The sequence below is a fragment of the Streptomyces sp. bgisy159 genome (assembly GCF_057707805.1).
Genome location: NZ_JBYIQX010000019.1, coordinates 89,187 through 106,536, shown reverse-complemented (window position 1 = coordinate 106,536; position 17,350 = coordinate 89,187). Strand labels below are relative to the sequence as shown.

At 73.5% G+C, this 17,350-nt stretch carries 16 protein-coding genes; 10 read left to right on the top strand and 6 right to left on the bottom strand.

Annotated elements, in window-relative coordinates:
• Positions 1–40: 40 nt before the first annotated feature.
• A complete protein-coding gene (locus AC3ET3_RS19935; protein WP_432135310.1) occupies positions 41–223 on the bottom strand; it encodes a hypothetical protein in 183 nt (60 codons plus the stop codon).
• 615 nt (positions 224–838) lie between these two features.
• Here AC3ET3_RS19935 and AC3ET3_RS19930 point away from each other — a divergent pair.
• Together AC3ET3_RS19930 and AC3ET3_RS19925 are read left to right on the top strand one after the other, a co-directional pair.
• Positions 839–1,057, top strand: a complete 219-nt coding sequence (locus AC3ET3_RS19930; RefSeq protein ID WP_432135311.1) for a hypothetical protein — start codon at positions 839–841, stop codon at positions 1,055–1,057.
• A gap of 102 nt (positions 1,058–1,159) precedes the next feature.
• Positions 1,160–1,621, top strand: a complete 462-nt coding sequence (locus tag AC3ET3_RS19925) for a potassium channel family protein (RefSeq protein WP_432135402.1) — start codon at positions 1,160–1,162, stop codon at positions 1,619–1,621.
• A gap of 62 nt (positions 1,622–1,683) precedes the next feature.
• Here the strand turns inward: AC3ET3_RS19925 and AC3ET3_RS19920 are convergent, their stop codons facing one another.
• The 4 genes from AC3ET3_RS19920 to AC3ET3_RS19905 form a co-directional block, all read right to left on the bottom strand.
• Complete coding sequence (locus tag AC3ET3_RS19920; RefSeq protein WP_435612584.1) at positions 1,684–4,593, bottom strand: ATP-binding protein; 2,910 nt, start codon at positions 4,591–4,593, stop codon at positions 1,684–1,686.
• Positions 4,594–4,671: 78 nt separating this feature from the next.
• A complete protein-coding gene (locus AC3ET3_RS19915) occupies positions 4,672–6,156 on the bottom strand; it encodes a cytochrome P450 (RefSeq protein WP_435612583.1) in 1,485 nt (494 codons plus the stop codon).
• Between the two features lie 17 nt (positions 6,157–6,173).
• Positions 6,174–7,214 (bottom strand): terpene synthase family protein, encoded by a 1,041-nt coding sequence (locus tag AC3ET3_RS19910; RefSeq protein WP_432135314.1) that lies wholly within the window; start codon positions 7,212–7,214, stop codon positions 6,174–6,176.
• A 598-nt stretch (positions 7,215–7,812) separates the two neighbouring features.
• Positions 7,813–8,592 (bottom strand): SDR family NAD(P)-dependent oxidoreductase, encoded by a 780-nt coding sequence (locus AC3ET3_RS19905; protein WP_432157008.1) that lies wholly within the window; start codon positions 8,590–8,592, stop codon positions 7,813–7,815.
• Positions 8,593–8,737: 145 nt separating this feature from the next.
• Here AC3ET3_RS19905 and AC3ET3_RS19900 point away from each other — a divergent pair, with 145 nt between their 5' ends.
• Genes AC3ET3_RS19900 through AC3ET3_RS19865 form a run of 8 tightly spaced genes read left to right on the top strand, consistent with a single transcriptional unit; the run spans position 8,738 to position 16,993 of the window.
• Positions 8,738–9,088 (top strand): NADH-quinone oxidoreductase subunit A, encoded by a 351-nt coding sequence (locus tag AC3ET3_RS19900; RefSeq protein ID WP_432135316.1) that lies wholly within the window; start codon positions 8,738–8,740, stop codon positions 9,086–9,088.
• Complete coding sequence (locus tag AC3ET3_RS19895; RefSeq protein WP_435612582.1) at positions 9,079–10,383, top strand: hypothetical protein; 1,305 nt, start codon at positions 9,079–9,081, stop codon at positions 10,381–10,383. The genes AC3ET3_RS19900 and AC3ET3_RS19895 overlap by 10 nt, the downstream gene beginning before the upstream one ends.
• A complete protein-coding gene (locus AC3ET3_RS19890; protein WP_435612581.1) occupies positions 10,376–11,302 on the top strand; it encodes an NADH-quinone oxidoreductase subunit H in 927 nt (308 codons plus the stop codon). The genes AC3ET3_RS19895 and AC3ET3_RS19890 overlap by 8 nt, the downstream gene beginning before the upstream one ends.
• 20 nt (positions 11,303–11,322) lie before the next feature.
• The gene (locus tag AC3ET3_RS19885) at positions 11,323–11,883 is read left to right on the top strand and encodes an NADH-quinone oxidoreductase subunit J (RefSeq protein WP_432135319.1); all 561 of its coding nucleotides are present in this window, start codon (positions 11,323–11,325) and stop codon (positions 11,881–11,883) included.
• The gene (locus tag AC3ET3_RS19880; RefSeq protein WP_432135320.1) at positions 11,880–12,185 is read left to right on the top strand and encodes an NADH-quinone oxidoreductase subunit NuoK; all 306 of its coding nucleotides are present in this window, start codon (positions 11,880–11,882) and stop codon (positions 12,183–12,185) included. Before AC3ET3_RS19885 ends, AC3ET3_RS19880 begins: the two co-directional genes overlap by 4 nt.
• Positions 12,182–14,056 carry an NADH-quinone oxidoreductase subunit 5 family protein gene (locus AC3ET3_RS19875; RefSeq protein ID WP_435612580.1) on the top strand — a complete coding sequence of 625 codons (1,875 nt, stop codon included), beginning with the start codon at positions 12,182–12,184 and terminating at the stop codon, positions 14,054–14,056. Before AC3ET3_RS19880 ends, AC3ET3_RS19875 begins: the two co-directional genes overlap by 4 nt.
• A gap of 7 nt (positions 14,057–14,063) precedes the next feature.
• On the top strand, positions 14,064–15,569 hold the full coding sequence (locus AC3ET3_RS19870) for a complex I subunit 4 family protein (protein WP_432135322.1): 1,506 nt from the start codon (positions 14,064–14,066) through the stop codon (positions 15,567–15,569).
• Positions 15,566–16,993: an NADH-quinone oxidoreductase subunit N gene (locus tag AC3ET3_RS19865; RefSeq protein ID WP_432135323.1), complete on the top strand. Its 1,428-nt coding sequence runs from the start codon at positions 15,566–15,568 to the stop codon at positions 16,991–16,993. The genes AC3ET3_RS19870 and AC3ET3_RS19865 overlap by 4 nt, the downstream gene beginning before the upstream one ends.
• Here AC3ET3_RS19865 and AC3ET3_RS19860 read toward each other — a convergent pair.
• On the bottom strand, positions 16,959–17,345 hold the full coding sequence (locus AC3ET3_RS19860) for a cupin domain-containing protein (protein WP_432157003.1): 387 nt from the start codon (positions 17,343–17,345) through the stop codon (positions 16,959–16,961). The two genes, AC3ET3_RS19865 and AC3ET3_RS19860, sit on opposite strands and share 35 nt — an antisense overlap.
• Positions 17,346–17,350 lie beyond the last annotated feature (5 nt).

Here is a 17,350-nt window from a genome sequence, read left to right as displayed (position 1 = left end):
TCTGCGTGCGGGGCATCGGGACGGCCGACCGTCGAGCGCGTCACAGCGAGGGGAGGGCGTCGCCTCCCGGCCGGGGCCCGCGCGGCGGCAGCCCGGACAGGGGTGGGGCCTGCATCACGCGCGCGAGGTCCCGCTGTATGCGCTCCGCCTCGGCGCGGGTCTGGGTGGGGATGTCGCCACGCTCGGTGACGAGGCGGTCGTAGATGGGGGTGAGGCTGAACACGGGTGGGTCTGCTTTCGTGGATGATCGGCCCGGCGGGCGTCGCTGAGCCGACAGGACGGGTCACAGCGCTTCGCTGCGGATCGGGTGATGAGGCGAAGTCGACGATCGTGCCGGCCGCCCAGGGGCCGGCCTCACGGCTCTCGGCACGAATCCGGTCGCGTGCTTCCCGAACTCGGTGGTGCGTCCCGGCACGGAATCCTCCCTCCTTCCCGGGCAATCTATCGCGTTCGCCGGTCGCCCCCCGGGGCGGCCGGAGACTTGCGTGCCCGCTCAGCGGCCCTGCGGCGCCTCCTCGCGGGGGGAGGCCCGGACTCCAAGTGCCGTGACCGTGCGGGAGTCCGGCGACCGTCTCCGGTGGCGCCGGCGGGGCTCCGGCCCGTCCGGGACGGGGTCGGGTTGCGCCGGAAGGCCGGACCTCGTCCGGGCGGGCGACACCGCTCCCCGCGCCGGGACGTTCCGCCAACTCGTCGCGCGGGGCGGGCCCGGTGGCCCGGGACTGAGCCGGCCCCGGTCCGGCCACGTCCCGGTGCTCCCCGGCCGTCGCGCGGGAGCGCGCTGTCCCCCGCATGGCCACGCTCGGCTGCGTCCTCGCCCGGTCCGGTGCATGCTGGGGGCATGAATGGGCTGCCTCCCGTGGTCGTGCTTCCACCGTCGCAGGACGGCGGACGGCAGGTGACGGTCGGCGGCGAGGCCGTCGGAGTGGCCTACAGCTTGTTCGAGGTGCTGGATCTGCTGCACTCCGTCGGCCTGCCCGCCACCGACACGGCGATCGACGACCCACAGCTGATCGACTGGCGCGGTGGAGGGCCGTACGACTGGAACGACGCTGTCTAGCGCGGCGCGCGGAGCGACGACGGTGTGCGGGACGCCGGTGTGACGGGGCGTCCCCCGGCCGGCCGGCGGCTGTGGGCGAGGGCCGGCCTGCTCACGGTGGGCTTGGTGACCGCGTACTCCCTCGCTGCCCTCGACCTGTTCGGCCCGCACCATCCCGCGCTCGGCTGGACCGTCCTGACGTGTGTGCTCGCGACCGTCGCCGTGCTGTTGCTGCGCCAGATCAGGGACGTGCTGATGAACCGGTCCGGCACGCGGGCCGGTCTCGTCATCCCCCTGCTGATGTCCCTGTCCGTACTGGTGTTCGCGGCCTCCTACTTCGTCCTGGCCCGGCAGCCGGGCGAGTTCACCGGCCTGCGCACCCGGCTCGACGCCCTGTACTTCACGATGGTCACGCTGGCCACCGTGGGCTTCGGTGACATCACGCCGACCGGGCAGGCGGCGCGGGCCCTGACCGTCGTCCAGATCGTCTACACGTTCGTCTTCCTGACGGCCGCCGCGACCACGCTGAGCCGGCAGTTGCACGCCCGGCTCGTCGAACGTCCGCCCCGCGACGGCGACCGGTGAGCCGGTCCCCGCAGCGGCCCGGCCCCCTGCCGTCCGGGTGAGGGGGCCGGGGTGGCGGTCCGTCACAGGCCGAGGACGCGGTTCAGGCCCTGGCGGTCGGTGCCGAGCTTGGTGAAGACGGCGCAGAGCAGTTCGGAGACCTCCTGCTCGCTGGTGCCCATCTCGGCGGCGACGGCGGCGTTGCCGAGTCCGGCGGCGGCATGTTCGGCGGCGACGAGTTCCCGCCCGGTCAGGGTGTCCCGCCCCGTCGGCAGGGGCCGTCGGGGGCGCAGGCCCACGGAGGCGAGCTGCTCTCGGGCGCGCCTGACGAGGTGGTCGGCGCCGCAGGTGGCGGCGACCTCCAGCCCGCGGTAGAGCTGGAGTGCCGCCCGCTCCATCCGGCCGATGGCGCGCAGGGTGGTGCCGTGGTCGACGAGCGCGTAGGCGAGTTCGTAGGCGGCCGGGGACTGTTCCAGGTGGTCGACGGCCTGCTCCAGGAAGTCGGCCACCTGGACCGGATCGGCGGCGGCCGCCGCGGACACCCGCAGGGCGTGCCCGATGACGCTGGCCGTTCCGAAGGCGCGGGCCCTCGCCAGAGCCTCCGCGGAGGTCTCCCTGGCCGTGTCGCCACGGCCGGCGGCCGCCTGGGCCAGGGCCAGGTCGAGCTGCCAGGGGCTCCAGGCCGGGTTGCGCGAGCCGCGCCTGTCGAGCCGCTCTCCGGCCGCGCTCAGCCGACGCTCGGCGTCCGCGGCCCGGCCCTGGGCCAGGAGCAGCTTGCCGTGCACGGCCTGGGGGTCGGGGTAGACCACCGCCTTGGGGCGGATCTCGGCGAGCCGGTACTTGTCCGCGATCTCCTGGGCCCCCGCGATGTCCCCGCGGGCCAGGAGGGTCTCCACGAGGGTGCCGATGGCGTAGGCCTGGGCCGGCACTCCCTGGCCCACGCGGTCGGCGATCTGCAGGCCGTTGCGGACGAAGTCCTCGGCCTCGGCGAGACGCCCGCGCCGGTAACGGATGTAGCCGAGCAGGGTGTAGGCGAACGACAGGTGAGGGCCGCGCCAGCCCTTCTCCTCGAACTCCGCGATTCCCTTGACGAAGAGTTCCTCGGCGCGGCCCGGCTGGTCGCAGTACATCAGCACCAGAGCGACACCGGCCGGGGCCTCGAACCCGAAGTCCTGGTCCACCCAGGACATCCCGCCCTTGAGGGCCTCTTCCGCGTAGTGCAGGGCCTCGGCCGCCGATTCGCCGCGCAGGACGGCGTCCCAGCCCCGCATGCCCAGGATGTGGCGCTCCGCCAGGCTGCGCCCGCTGATGTGCTCGGCGTAGCGGGCCAGGGTCCGCGAGCGGGCGGGTGAGTCCTGGTCGTCGACACGGATCGAGTTCCACTTGAAGAGTTCGGCCTGCATGCGCTGCCGGGTGCGGGAGCTGGTGGTGCGCTGGGCCGCGTCCTCCAGAAGTTCGATGGCCTGCTCCATCTGGCCCGAGTGCACCAGGGCCTGGGCGAGCCGGTAGGTGATGGCCTCCCTCAGTCTCTGTTCCACCTTCGGCTCCTCCAGTGCCGCCCGCAGTTGGTTGGCGGTGGCGGCGGGCTCGTGCGGGAGGTTGGCGGATCCCAGCTCGAAGAGCACCTCGGCGCGCTCCTCCACGTCCGGTGGCTCACGCAGGGCGCGGGCCAGGTAGCGGCGGGCAGGCTCGGGCGCGCCGGCGGAGAAGCTCTCGCGGGCGGCCTGGCGAAGGATCCGCACGACCCAGGGGTCGCCCTCGGGGTGCGTCTCCAGCAGGTGCCGGGCCGCCTCGCCGGGCCCCAGTCCGGCGTCGATGAGCGCGCGGGCGGCCACTCCGTGCATGGCGACGCGTACGCCGGGCGGGATCGCCCCGTACACCGCGTTGGAGATCAGCGGATGGTTGAACTCCACGACCTCCTCGCGCTTGATGTTGGTCAGGACGGTCAGGATGCGGGCTTCCCGGAGTTCCTTGACGGCCTCCCTCGCCTGGACCTCGCCGAAGGAGGAGACGGTGCCGAGGAGGTTGACGGGGATGCCGCTGCTGCCGAGGATCGCGGCGGCCCAGGCCACGTTCACCGTGGAGGGACGGAACTGCAGCAGCCGTTCGACGATGCCGCTTCCCTTGACGGCGGAGGCGAGGTCGCGAAGCCGGGTGATGCCGTCCTCGTGGGCTCTGAGGCCGAGTTCCTTGCTCTTCTGCAGCAGTTCGACGACTTCGAAGGGGCTGCCGCCGGTGATGGCCCAGACCTCCCGGCAGAAGATCTCGTCGGCGTCCTCGCCGAGGATCCTGCGGACGATGCTCGCCACCGCGCCCAGGGTGAGGGCGGCCAGTTCGTGGGGCCGGGTGCCGTGGCGCTCCGTCAGCTCCTGCAGCATGGGCGCGGCGGGCGTGACGTCGTCGGGACGGCAGGCCACCACGATGAGCATGGCCAGTTCCTCCGCGCGGTCGGCGAAGGCGGTCAGCCAGGCGAGGGACTCGGCGTCCGCCCACTGGGCGTCGTCCAGGACCATGACGAGGGGTCGGCCATGGCGTACCGAGAGGCGGGTGACGACCCAGTCCAGCCCGTCGCGGACGCCCTGCGGGTCGGGATGCGTGTCTCCGGCGGGGGCGTCCAGCCCTATGGCGGGTGCCACGATCGGGTACCAGTTCCCCAGGAGGTCGCGGTATTCGGTCTCCTCCATGAGGGCGAACAGGGGGCGGATGAGCTGCCGCATCACCCGGAACGGCACCTGTGTCTCCTGCTCGCCGCCGCGGGCGAAGAGCACGGTGCAGCCACGGTCCGCTGCCTGCCGCCGCAGTTGGTTGACCACCGTCGTCTTGCCGACTCCGGCGGGGCCCGCGAAGGCGAGCACCCCGCCGCGCCGCGATTTCGGCTCGTCCCCCTGCACCCCGCACAGTCCGTCCAACGCGTTTCGAACCGCGATGAGTTCGGATTCCCGTTCGAGGAGAGGATGTCCCTCGCTCCCCCGGGGTGCCACGGCGTCTGTCATCGTCGTCCCCTCCAGCAGGTGCGCCGAGTGTAGGCCCCAGGGGACACGGTGCAGCAGTTCACGACCCTTCTTTTGGGATTATCGCCACTCGCACGAGGCACATGGTGCATCATGCGCTGACGTCCTCCGGTTCTGCCCCGCGCTGTCCGTTCGCGGGTGGGGTGAGAGTCGTGGGACGGGGTCGGACAGCCCTCCCTTCCGGGATGTGGGAATCATGGGCAGAGCATGCGGCATCGGGATTCCGGCCGGGACTTCCCGTACGGTGACGCCGGCCGCGGGCACCAGTCGCCAGCGTGATGCCACGCTCGCCACCACGACGAGCATTTCCGCCATCGCGAAAGAATCCCCGATGCACTTGTGCTGACCCGCTCCGAACGGGAGGAATCCGCCGAGGCGCGGCGGCCGCGCGGCGTCGGGACGTGACCAGCGGTCCGGGTCGAACGCGGTGGGGTCCGGGAAGGAGGCGGGGTCCCGGTGGATCGCGTAGGGGCTGTAGGCCAGTTCGGCCCCGGCCGGGATCGACACCCCGGCGAGCGTGACCCGGCGGAGCGCCTTCCGGGTGAACACCAGGGCCGAGTGCAGCCGCAGCGTCTCGTGCAGGACCCCCGTGGTGTAGGTCAGCCGGGGCAGGTCCTCGGGCCGGACCCGCCGGTCGCCGATCACCGTGTCGATCTCGGTGTGCAGGCGTCTCTCCGCCTCCGGGTGGGCCGCCAGCTCGTGGAAGACCCAGGCCAGGGTGGTGGCCACCGTCTCCGTGCCGCCGAAGAGCATGGTGATCAGCTCGTCCCGGAGTTGTCGGGTGCTCATCCTCTCGCCGCTCTCCGGGTCGGTTGCGGCCAGGAGGAGGGACAGCAGGTCGTGCCTTTCGGGGTGCGCCGTGTCCTCCGGCTCGGTGCCGCAGGAGTCGATCACCTCGTCGATGACGGCGCGCATCCGGCCGGCCGCCGTGTCGAAGCGCCGGTTCAGGGGGATGGGCAGGCGGTCCATGGCCTTCGGCATGAGCGTGCGGGCCAGCATGCCCTCCAGGAGGACGGGGAAGGACCGGTGCACCTCCTCCACGGCCCGTTGCCCCACCTCCCCGGAGAAGATCATGTCGGCGACCGCGGACAGGGAGAAGCGGCGGAACTCCTCGTCCACGGCGATCTGTCGGCCGTCCGTGAAGGAGGCCGCCAGTTCCTCCGCCTGACGGCACATCCGCTCGGCGTGTTCGGCGATGTGGGAACGGTGGAAAGCGGGCTGGATCATGCGACGCTGCTTGCGGTGGAACGGCCCGTCGACGGTGGCGAGGCCGTCGCCGAACAGCGGCCGCATCTTCTCGAAGATCCTTCCGCGTCCGAAGTTCTGCGCCTCGCCCACCAGCACGGTGTGCACCAGGTCGGCGGTGGTGAGCACGTGCAGCGGCCAGGTGCCGACATCGACGCGGACGACGTCGCCGACGCTGCGCAGGGACTCCAGAAAGGCGATGGGCCGGCGCCACAGCTGCAGGGCGTGGCCGAGCAGGGGCAGGGCGCCGGGGGCGGCCGGGGCCCTCGCCGCGGTGGGGGGTGCGGGAGCGTGGGTCATGGTCCGGGGGTCCTCCCTCAGGCCGCCGGGACGAGATCGGGGCGGGTGTAGGCGGCCTCCAGACCGGCGGCGAAGCGCTCGTCGCGGTAGCGGGTGCAGTCGTGGCGCTGCCAGAGGTCGGAGCCGATCATCCAGTCCTCGTAGGCGCGCACGCGTCGTCGCACGGCGGCGCGTTGCCGTGGGTCGGTGACGCCGAGGGCGTCGAGGTGGGCGGGCAGGGCACGGGCCGTGGTCAGGAAGTCCTCGACACGGTGCCGGATGCGGTCCTCGACGGCCCGGACGGCCTCGGGGAGCGGCCAGCCGCGCCAGGAGGCGAGCAGGGCGACGAGGTTGTTGGTGTCCCCGCAGGAGTACTCCTTGGGGAGCGAGAAGACGTCGTTGCCCCACGAGATGACGTCGATGGCGCTCCAGGCGAGTTCCTGGACGGCCGGGCTGTCGTGCACCACCGCCGGCACGTCGATGCCGAGGGAGGCCTCCACCATGTCCATCATCGGCAGCAGCTGTGAGCTGTGGCGTCGGGTGAGGATGTAGTCGGCGACCGGTGGGCGATAGCCGGGCCTGCGGTTGCGGGCCTCCTGGTCGAGTGAGGCCAGCATCAGCGGGACGTGGGCCCGGTAGCGGGCGCGGCCGTCGGCCGGCATGCCGGCGAGGATGCGGTCGCACAGTTCGACGAAGGAGCCGACCAGGGGGGAGCGGGCGGACCTCGGCAGCAGGTCGGTGCGGCCGTGGGCCAGGTAGCCGGTGATGGCGTCGGTGACGGGGCGCCAGGTGTCGACCCGGCCGGACCTGATGAGCAGGTCGTGCTGGTCGTCGAGGACGAAGGACCAGGCCATCCACTGGGAGAGCAGGACGATGTCGTCGTAGGAGGCGCCGGCGCCGACCCGGGCGGCCAGGTGGCCGAAGCCTATGCCGGCGAACTCTTCGGTGGCCTCCTCGATCAGGCCGCGCTGTACGGCCCACGAGGTCGCCTCGTCGTTGGCCCGGTCCGCGCACGGATCCTTGGCATTCTCAAAGGGAAGGTAGAATTCCGGAATGGTGAAAGAGTCGAGATGGGGCATTGATCTCCCTCCGAAGGAAATCCTGGTCCGCCATTCCCCGCTCGCACGCCTCTCGCCTTGCGGGCAGTCACCCGCCCTGTTCCGCGATGCCCCGCAGAACACACGGAGGCGCGATTTGAAGCCATTCGGAACCATTAACTCCTGAAGAGAACCCGCCTGTCAATATAATGCGGTGCAATCATGGATTGCGAAATCACGTATTTGCCGCGCGTATTTCTTCTCGGCATATGCGCACCGGCCGGCGTGCGCAGGGCCGTGTCGGCGGCCCTCCGGGACCGTGCGGGGGTCGTGGGGCGGCCGGGTCGCCGTTTGCGCGACGGGGAACTGAAAAGCCGTTACAGCACATTCGGCAGCCGATAGTCGGACGCCCGGGAACGCCACACGGTCGCGAATTGCCGCTCACCCGGCGGTGAAGGTGCCGTCCCGGAGGACGGAGTGGAGGCCGAAGTTCGGTGCCGGCGGTCATACCGACGGCGAGTCCGCCCCCGGCGCCGACCGCGGCCGGGCGGCCGTTACCGATGCGGGAACGGGCGAGCCACTCCCCCGGAGCCGAGGATCAGCTTCCTCCGGTGGGCCCGCACGAGGTCCTGACGGCGGCTCAGTGGACGGAGAAGCCACCGTCCACGAAGATCGACTGCCCGGTGACGTAGGCGGAGCCGCGCCCGGCGAGGAAGACCGCCGCGCCCGCGAAGTCCTCGGCCAGTCCGTTGCGCCCCACCAGCGTGCGCTCGGCCAGAGCGGCCACCTTCCGGCGGTCGGACGACACCCGCGCGTTCAGCGGCGTCATCACGAAACCCGGCACCAGGGTGTTGCAGGTGACGCCGTGCGGGGACCAGGCCTCCGCCTGGGACCGGGCCAGTGACTCCAGAGCGCCCTTGGACACCCCGTAGGCCCCGCTGTTCAGCAGCGCCCGGTGGGCCTGCTGGGAGGTGATGTGGATGATCCGGCCGAAGCCCCGCTCGGCCATACCGGGTCCGAACCGTCGGCCCAGCAGGTAGGGCGCCTCCAGGTTGAGGGCCATGGTGGTGTCCCAGACGTCCTCGTCCAGTTCGCCCATCGGCGGCCGCAGGTTGACGCCGGCGCTGTTGACGAGGATGTCGGGCTCGCCGAACACCGCGGCCGCTTCTTCGGCCGCCGCCCGTACGCCGTCCCGGGTGCCCAGGTCGGCACTGACCCAGGCGGCCTCGCAGCCGTCGGCCCGCAGTTCGTCGACCGTGGCCACCAGTTCGGCCTTCCGACGGGCCACGACGACCACCCGTGCGCCGGCCCGCGCCAGCGCCCCGGTGACGGCCCGGCCGATACCCGAACTGCCGCCGGTCACCACGGCGACGCGGCCGTCCAGCGAGAACAGCTCCGCGAGGTACCCCTGCTTGCCCATGGCGCCAGCGTAGTCGGCGGGCGGCGCGGCCGTCGGAGCTGGTCCGGACGAGTGGCCCCCGGCTGGTGCGGGGCGGGGGGCCAGGCATATCGCCGCCGCACGGGGTACTTGTGGCCGGTCGACGACGAAGGGAGCGGTGGTACCGGTGAGCGGGTTCGGTGCGGTCCTCGTCCTGCTGGCCGTCGCGCTGCTGGGGGTGGCCGCCGTGTACGCCTCGGCGTGGTGGGTGCGCACCGTCTCCGAGCCGCTGGGCGCGCGCCCGTTCGGGTCCGGGCTGGAGCCGGCCGAGCACGCGGTGAGCAGGTTCCATGTGCGCTGGTACGCGGTGACGATGCTGTTCCTGGCCTTCGACATGGAGATGGTCTTCATGTACCCGTGGGTGCGGGTGATCACCGCGATGGGGACGAGCGCCGTGGTCGAGATGTTCACCTTCCTGGCGGTGCTGCTCGCCGGTGTGGTGTACGCCTGGCGGGAGGGGGCCCTGCGGTGGACCTGACCGGCCCGGTGCTGCGGGTGACCGCGGCCCGCCCCCGCGTGCTGACGGCCCCTCTGCCCGGCTCCACCGCCGTACGGCTCGCCGCCGAGCGGGAGGTTCGGCGGCGCGGCTGGGCCACCGCTTCGACCCCGGCCGACGCGGACCTCCTGCTGGTCCTGGGCACCCCGGTGTCCGCCCTGACCGCGGCGGTGGACCGCTTGGCCCGCGACATACCGGCCCCGCGCGCCACCGTACGGGTCGCCACGCCGCGCGAGGTCGCCGCGGCCCTGGACACGGGCCGCTCCCTGCTGACGGACCCGACACTGCAGCGGCGTACCGTCCGCGCGGCCGGCCCCGGCGGCGAGGAGGACGACGGCGGCCACGGCGACGGCGGTGACGACGACGGCGGTGACGACGGCCACGGGGGCGAGGAGGAGCACGGCGCACCCGAGAACGACGATCACGGCGGGCACGAGGGCCACGGGGGCCACGGGGGCCACGGGGGCGATATGGACATGCCCGGTGGGCTTCCGATGGCCGATCAGGCCGAGGACCGCGACGGCCTGACGCTCGATCGGCTCCACTTCTCGCTCGGGCCGCTGCTCGGCGACTGGCCGACGGCACTGACGGTGCGTCTGGCCGTGCAGGGAGATGTGATCCAGGAGGCGGAGGTCGATCCGACGGGCTGGGCGGACGCGGACCGGCCGCCCGGCGGGGTCTTCTGGAACGAGCCGTGGGAGCGGGCGGAGGCGGGCGGCCGGGTCACGACCGGGCAGGCGGCGCGGCGGCGGGCGGCGTGCCGTCTGGACAGCGTGGCGCGGCTGCTGGCCGTGGCGGGGTGGCCGGCGCAGGCCGTTCGGGCCCGGCGGCTGCGCGACGCCCTGCTGGCCGGGGCCGCCGCCTCGGAGGTCGCGCCGGGCGCCGCCCGGCTGGCGCGCCGGGTGGGCCGCTCGCGCGTCCTGTACTGGCTCACGCACGGCATCGCCCCGCTGTCCCGGGCGGACGCGCGGGCGGCCGGGGTGTACGGTCCGGCGGCCGACGCCGACGGGGACGTTCCCGCCCGCTACCGGGCCTGGCTGGCGGCCGTCGAGGAGGACGTGGCCCGGCTCGACGACGGTGCGCCGCTGGACCCCCGCGCGTTCCCCCCGCCCCGGGGGCCGGCCGTGGCGGGCCGGCCGCCGTCGGCGGGGCTGGTGCGGGTCCTGCCCGGTCTGCTGAGGGGCGCCGAGCTGGCCGCGGCGCGGCTCACGGTGGCCAGCCTCGACCCGGACGTCGACGAACTGATCGGCCTGGGCCCGGAGGTGACCGATGGTTGAGACCGTGCCCTGGTGGGCGGTGCCGCTCGCCCCGCTCGCCCTGCTCGCCCTTGCCCTGCTGGCGGCCGGCGGCGACGCCCTGCTGGCCGCCGCCGAGGCCGGGCGGCCGGGCGCCGCGGCGGCGGTGCGTCCGGTGCGGGACGCGGTGTGGCTGCTCGCGGTCCAGCCGCGGCGGCGCGCGGGCGCGGACGTGCCGCTGTGGCGGCTGGGCGTGGTGACGGTGCCGGTGTCGGCCGTGCTGGCGGTGCTGGTCGTGCCGTTCGGCGGGTACGCGGTGGCCGACCTGTCGGTGGGGGTCGTGTGGTTCAACGCGATGGAGGTCGCCACCTGGGCGGGGCTGTGGCTGGCCGGCTGGGGGCCGAACGCGGCCTTCTCGCTGATCGGCGGCTACCGGTTCCTGGCACAGGGGCTGGCGTACGAACTGCCGCTGATGTTCGCGCTGATCTCGGCCGCCACGGGGGCCGAGTCCCTGCGGGTCGGGGAGGTCGCGGCCGCGCAGGACGGGCTGTGGTTCGCCGTATGGATGCCGGTGGCGTTCGTGGTGTTCCTCGGCGCCGTCCTGGCGTTCTCCTTCCTCGGTCCGTTCGCCTACCCGGCCGGGCCGGACATCGCGGGCGGCGTGCTCGGGGAGGCGGTGGGGCCGGACCGGCTGCTGCTGGTGGCGGGGCGCTGGCTGTGGCTGGCGGCGGGCGCGGCGATGGCGGTGCCGCTGTTCCTGGGCGGCGGGAGCGGCCCGCTGCTGCCCGACTGGGCTTGGTCGGCCGTGAAGACGGCGGCGGTGCTGGCGCTGCTGGTGGTCCTACGGCGGCGGGTGCCGATGGTGCGCGCGGACCGCTTCATGGAGGTGGCCTGGGTGGTGCTCGTCCCGGTGACGATCGCTCAGGCCCTGGTGGCGGCCCTGGTCGTCCTGAACCGGTGAAAGGGATGGGAGGTACGGGCATGGAGACGGTGCTGTCGGTGGCCCTGGGGGTGATCGCCCTGGTGGCGGGGGCCCTGGTGTTCCGGTTCGACTCGATGGCCCGGGCGACCTTCGCGCTGCTGGCGTCGCTGGTGTGCGTGGGCGGCGAGGCGGTGGTGCTGGGGCTGCCCTATCTGGGTGTGGTGATCGTGCTGATGATGGTGATGGAGATGGTCGTCATGGCCGTCTTCATGGTCGCCTACATGATGAATCCGGCCGGGCTGATGCCCATGTCGATGGTCCACAACCGGCGGGGCGCGCTGGGCATCAGCGGGGCGCTGTTCGCGGCGCTGGCCGTCGGGGTGTTCCTGGCGCCGTGGCCCGACCGGGCCGGCCGGCCCCCGAGCGACACCACGTTCCAGGTGGGGCAGGCGCTGATGGGCGGACAGATGCTGACGATGGTGACGTTGGGGCTGGTGCTGCTCGCGACCATGGTGGGGACGGTCGTCCTGGCCACCCAGCGGGGCCGCTACGACCGGTTCGGCGACGGCCTCGACCGGCGGCCGCCCGACGACCCGGTCCGCGGAGGGGTGGGCCGATGACGCTGGAGCTGTTCCTTCTCCTGGCCGCCGCGTTGTTCTGCGTGGGGCTGTACGGAGCGCTGTCCCAGCAGTCGATCGTGATGATCATGATGGGGATCGAGCTGATGATCGGCGGGGTGATCGTCGCCGGTGCCGCGCTCTGGCACTTCGTGGCCCCGGCCGCCGCGAGCGGACAGGTGGTGGTCGTGGCCGCGGTGGTGGCGATGGCGGTGGAGATGGCGATGGGTTTCGCCGTGACCACGGCGATCTACCGGGCCCGGCAGGTGGACATGACCGACATGGCCGAGGAGCTCAAGGGATGAGCGCGGTCCTGTGGGCGCTGCTCGCCCTGCCCCTGGCCTGTGGCGCGACGCTCGCCCTGGCGGGCCGCACCGCCGGCCGCTGGGCGGCACCTGCGGGCGTCGCGGCGGCCGTCGCGACGCTGGGCCTGGCGGTCACCGCGGCGCTCGGCCGCCCGGCCCTGAGCGTGCCGCTGTTCACCGGCATCGACGCGGGGGCGCGGGTGGACGGGCTGTCGGCCGTCATGGTGGTGACCGTCGCGGCGGTGACCTGTGCGGTGCTGGTCTTCTCCGCAGGGGAGTTCGGGGCCCGGGACAACCGGGGCCGGTTCTTCGGGCTGATGCTGTTGTTCGCCGGGGCCATGCTGGTCACGGTCACCGCGACGACGCTGCCGCCGCTGCTGATGGCCTGGGAGGTGATGGGGGCCACCAGCTGGGCGCTGATCGGTTTCCAGTGGCACGAGCGGGAGCGGGTGGCGGCGGCGGACGTGGCCTTCCTGACCACGCGGACCGCCGACCTGGGCCTGTATCTGGCGGCGGGCGCCGCGGTCGCCGGCGGGGTCGGCGGGCTGCGCCTTGACGCACTGGACTCGGCGTCGTCGCCGTGGCTGCACGTGATCACCGGCGGCGTGGTCGCGTCCGCACTGGGCAAGTCGGCGCAACTGCCCTTCTCCTTCTGGCTGTCGCGGGCCATGGAGGGCCCCAGCCCGGTCTCGGCGCTGCTGCACTCGGCGGCGATGGTCGCGGCCGGCGCCTACCTGCTGCTGCGGCTCGAACCGCTGCTGACGGTGACGGACTGGGCCGGGCCGCTGGTCGCCTGGGCGGGGGCCGCGACCGCGCTGGTGCTGGGGGCGGTCGCGGTGTTCCAGGCGGACCTGAAGCAGCTGCTGGCCGCGTCCACCGCCGCGCAGATCGGCTTCATGGTGCTCGCGGCAGGGGCGGGAGGGGTGGCCGGAGGGACGGCGCAGCTCGTCGCGCACGCCGCCGTGAAGTCGGGTCTGTTCCTGGTGACCGGGGTGTGGCTGACCACGCTGGGCACCCGGCGGCTGTCGGAGCTGCGGGGCGCCGCGCGGACCCGTCCGACGGTCGGGGCCGCCTTCACGGTCGCGGGGCTGACGCTGGCGGGACTGCCGCCGTTGTCGCTGTGGGCGACGAAGGACGAGGTGCTCGCGGCCGCCTACGAGCGGGATCCGGCCCTGTACGCGGTGGGGCTGGCCGCGGCGGCGGTGGCGGCCGTCTACAGTGTGCGCGCCGTCCACCAGGTGCTGGCTCCGATGGATGTCCGGCGGTCCGGAACCGGGGCCGCCGCACAGGTCCGTCCACGGGTTCCCGTCCTCATGGTGGCGCCGGTGGTGGTGCTGGCGAGTGCCGCCGCGACGCTGGGGGTGCTCGCGCTGTCGGGGCCCGCCGCATGGCTGCGCGAGTTGGTCGGAGCGCCGGGGGAACCGACGCCGCACGCCTGGGAGTTGGTGCTCTCCGCCGTCGTCGTGGTCGCCGCGTTCGCACTGGGGTGGTGGTGGTCGGCGCGCGAGCGCCCTGCGCCGGTGCCGTCCCGGGTGCGGGCCTGGGCGGGTGACTGGCTGGGGCTGGAGGCGGTGGCCCGGCGGCTGGTGGTGCGGCCCGTGACGACGCTGGCGCGGGCTCTGGCGTCCTTCGACGACCGGGTGGTGGACGGCGCGGTGCGTGCCGTGGGCCGCGGCGGCCTGACCCTCGCGCGGGCCGCGCGCCGGGTGGACGACGGAGGTGTCGACGCGGGCGTACGGGCGGTCGGGCGCGGGGCCCGGCGGCTGGGCGGATGGGCGCGCCGCCCGCAGACCGGACTGTTGCACCAGTACTACGCCCAGGCCGCGGTCGGCTTCGCGGTACTGACCCTGATCGTGCTCCTGGTGAGGTGAACCGTTGATGCTGACCGTCGTCACGTTCTGGCCGCTGCTGGTGTGCGCCGCGCTGCTGCTGGTGCCCGCGGGCCGGCCCGCCCGGCTCTTCCTGTGGACGTGGGTCGCCGCGGCCGGCGTCGAACTCGCGCTGGTGGGCGCGGTATGGGCCGGATTCGAGCCGGGCGGCGGCCCGCGCTACGAGGAGCGGGTGCGCTGGATCCCCGGCGCCGGGGTCGGCTACCACGTCGGCGTGGACGGCCTGTCGCTGCCGCTGGTCGCGCTGACCTCGGTGCTGTTCCTCGCCGTGGCCGTGTACTCGCTGCGCGAGACCCGCCGGGTGCGGGCCTACGTCTGTCTGTTCCTGTTCCTGCAGACCGTCTGCACGGGGCTCTTCGTGGCCCTGGACCTGATCCTGTTCTTCGTCTACTTCGACCTGTCGATCGTCGGGATGTTCTTCGTGATCGCCGGCTGGGGCCACGGCGAGCGGGCACGGGCGGCGGCGCTGAAGTTCTTCCTGTACACGTTCGTCGGCTCGCTCGCCCTGCTGCTGGGCTTCATCGGCCTGTACCTGGCCGCCGACCCGCACACCTTCGACATGGTGGAGCTGTCCCGCGCCGACCCGCTGTCCGGCCGGGGCGGCTACGCCGCGCTGGTGCTGCTGGCCCTGGGCGCGGGGCTGGCCGTCAAGACGCCGACGGTGCCCTTCCACACGTGGCTGCCGCCGGCCCACACCGACGCCCCGGCGGCCGGGTCGGCGATCCTGGCGGGGGTCCTGCTGAAGATGGGCACCTACGGGTTCGTGCGCATCGCGATGCCGCTGCTGCCCGACGCCTGGCGCCGCTACGCGCTGGTGTTCGTGATCGTGGGGGTGGTGTCCGTGGTGTACGGCGCTCTGGTCGCGCTGGCGCAGACGGACTTCAAGCGGATGGTCGCCTACACCTCCGTGAACCACATGGGATACGTGGTGCTCGCGGTCGGCGCGGCCGGGATGCTCGCCGGCACGGACGCCCAGGCACGGTCGCTGGCGGTGACCGGCGCGGTGGTCCAGATGGTCAGTCACGGGCTGCTCACCGGTGCGCTGTTCCTGCTGTCCGGCGTGCTGTACGACCGGGCGGGGACCTATCGCATCGACGCGTACTCGGGTCTGGCCGGGCCCAGTCCGCGGTTCGCCGCGGCGACCGGGGTGGCGGCGTTCGCCAGTCTGGGCATCCCCGGGTTCTCGGGGTTCATCGCGGAGTTCCAGATCTTCACCGGTTCGCTGGGCTCACAGGCGGTGGCCACCGCGATCGCCCTGACCGGCATCCTCATCACGGCGGCGCTCTTTCTGCGGGCGCTGCGGCAGATGTTCCTGGGGCCGGCCCGGCTGCCGGGCGAGGTGCGGCTCGGCGGCTTCTCCGACCTGGTCGCCCGGGAGGCCGTGCCGGTCGCCGCGCTGCTGGTGATCGCCCTGCTCATCGGTGTCGTACCGCGTCCGCTGCTGGACGTCGTCGAACCGGCCGGCCGGGCCCTGGTGGGGCTGGTGGCGCGGTGAGCGGTGAGCTGAGGGCGCTGGTGCCCGAGATCGCGCTCGCGGTGGCTGCCGTGGTGGGGCTGCTCGCCGGGTCGTGGCTGCCGCGCCGCCGCCAGTGGGCCGTCGCCGCGCTGGCCGCGGTGGCCTGCGGCTTCGGCGTGGTGGCGACCGGTGTCGGCCTGGCCGGCGAAGGCGACCGCACGGTCTTCTCCGGTACCTTCGCCGTCGACACCGTCACCGGGGTGGGGCGGCTGATCGTGCTGGGCGCGCTGCTGCTGGTGATCGCCCTGTCGGTGGAGCCCTTCCGGGGGCACCGGAGGGAGAGCGAGTACTACGTCCTGGTACTGCTGACCGGGGCCGGGACACTCGCCATGATCGGCGCCAACGATCTGCTGATGCTGTTCGCGGGATACCTGCTGGCGAGCGTTCCCGCCTACACCCTGGCCGGGTACGCCAAGGACGCCCCGGGCACCGAGGCGGCGCTGAAGTACTACCTGATGGGGGCGCTGCTCGGGGTGACCATGCTCGCCGGGGCCGCCCTGCTGTACGGGGCGGGGCGGGCCACCGGGTACTGGCGGTTGCAGACGGCGCTGCCGCAGGCCGGGTACGGACTGGTCGCCGTGGGACTGGTCGGGGTGCTGGCCGGGCTGCTGTTCAAGATCGGCGGGGTGCCGGCCCACTACTGGGTGCCGGACGTCACCGAGGGCGCCACCGCCCCGGTCGCCGCGTACGTGACCACGCTGCCCAAGGTGGGCGGTCTGCTCGCCGGGTACCGGCTGGTCCACCAGGCGCTGCCGGCCTCCGGGGTGAACTGGCCGCTGCTGCTGGCCGTGCTCGCCGCGGCGTCGATGACGCTGGGCAACCTCGCCGCCTTCTTCCAGACCTCCGTGCGGCGGCTGCTGGCGTACTCAACGGTAGGTCAGGTGGGCTATCTGCTGATGCCGCTGGCCGTCGCCACCCGCTCCGACCTGGCCCAGCAGGGGCTGTTGCTGTACCTCGCCGCCTACGCGGCCACCCAGCTCGGCGCGTTCGCCGTGGTCGCCGAGCTGCCGCACGCCCGTACGCTGGAGGACTACCGGGGGCTGGCCCGGGACCGCCCCGGGCTGGCGGCGGTGCTGGTGGTGTGTCTGCTCGGCCTGGTCGGTACCCCGCCCACCGGGGTCTTCCTCGGGAAGCTGGAGGTGTTCGGCGCGGCGGTCGACGGCGGCTACACGTGGCTGGCCGTGCTCGCGGTGGCGAACACCGTCGCCTCCCTCTTCTACTACCTGCGGTGGCTGACCCCCGTGTTCCTGCCCGCCTCGCCCGCCCCGGCCCCGGCCGCCCGGGCGTCGACGGGCAGTTGGTGCGCCGCGACCGCCTACACCGCGGCCGGGCTGTCCCTTCTGCTGGGCGTGGCGGGCGGAGCCCTCCTCAGCGCGGCGGACGGTCCGCTGGTCCTGCGCTGACGTAGCCGGGGACCGAGGGCCAGCGGACGGTCAGCACGACGGACTCCTCCTCCGCCCGCCAGGAGTGGTCGACGCCCCGGCCCCAGACGACGTAGTCCCCCTGCTCGGCGAGGAGCACGCTGCGTCCGGGCAGTTCGACCCGGAAGCGGCCGCTGACGAGGACGAGGAGGGCGGTGCGCTCCTCGCCGGTGACCCACCGCTGCCGTGTGTCGCCCTTCGGGTGGACGCCCCACTTGATCTCCACGGCCTCGCTGTGGCGGGGGTCGGAGGCGTCCTTGAAATGCCCCAGCAGCCAGCCCCGGTCCAGGGCGGCGTCCGTGCCGGCGTTGCCCACGTACACGCTGTCGGTCATGGCCC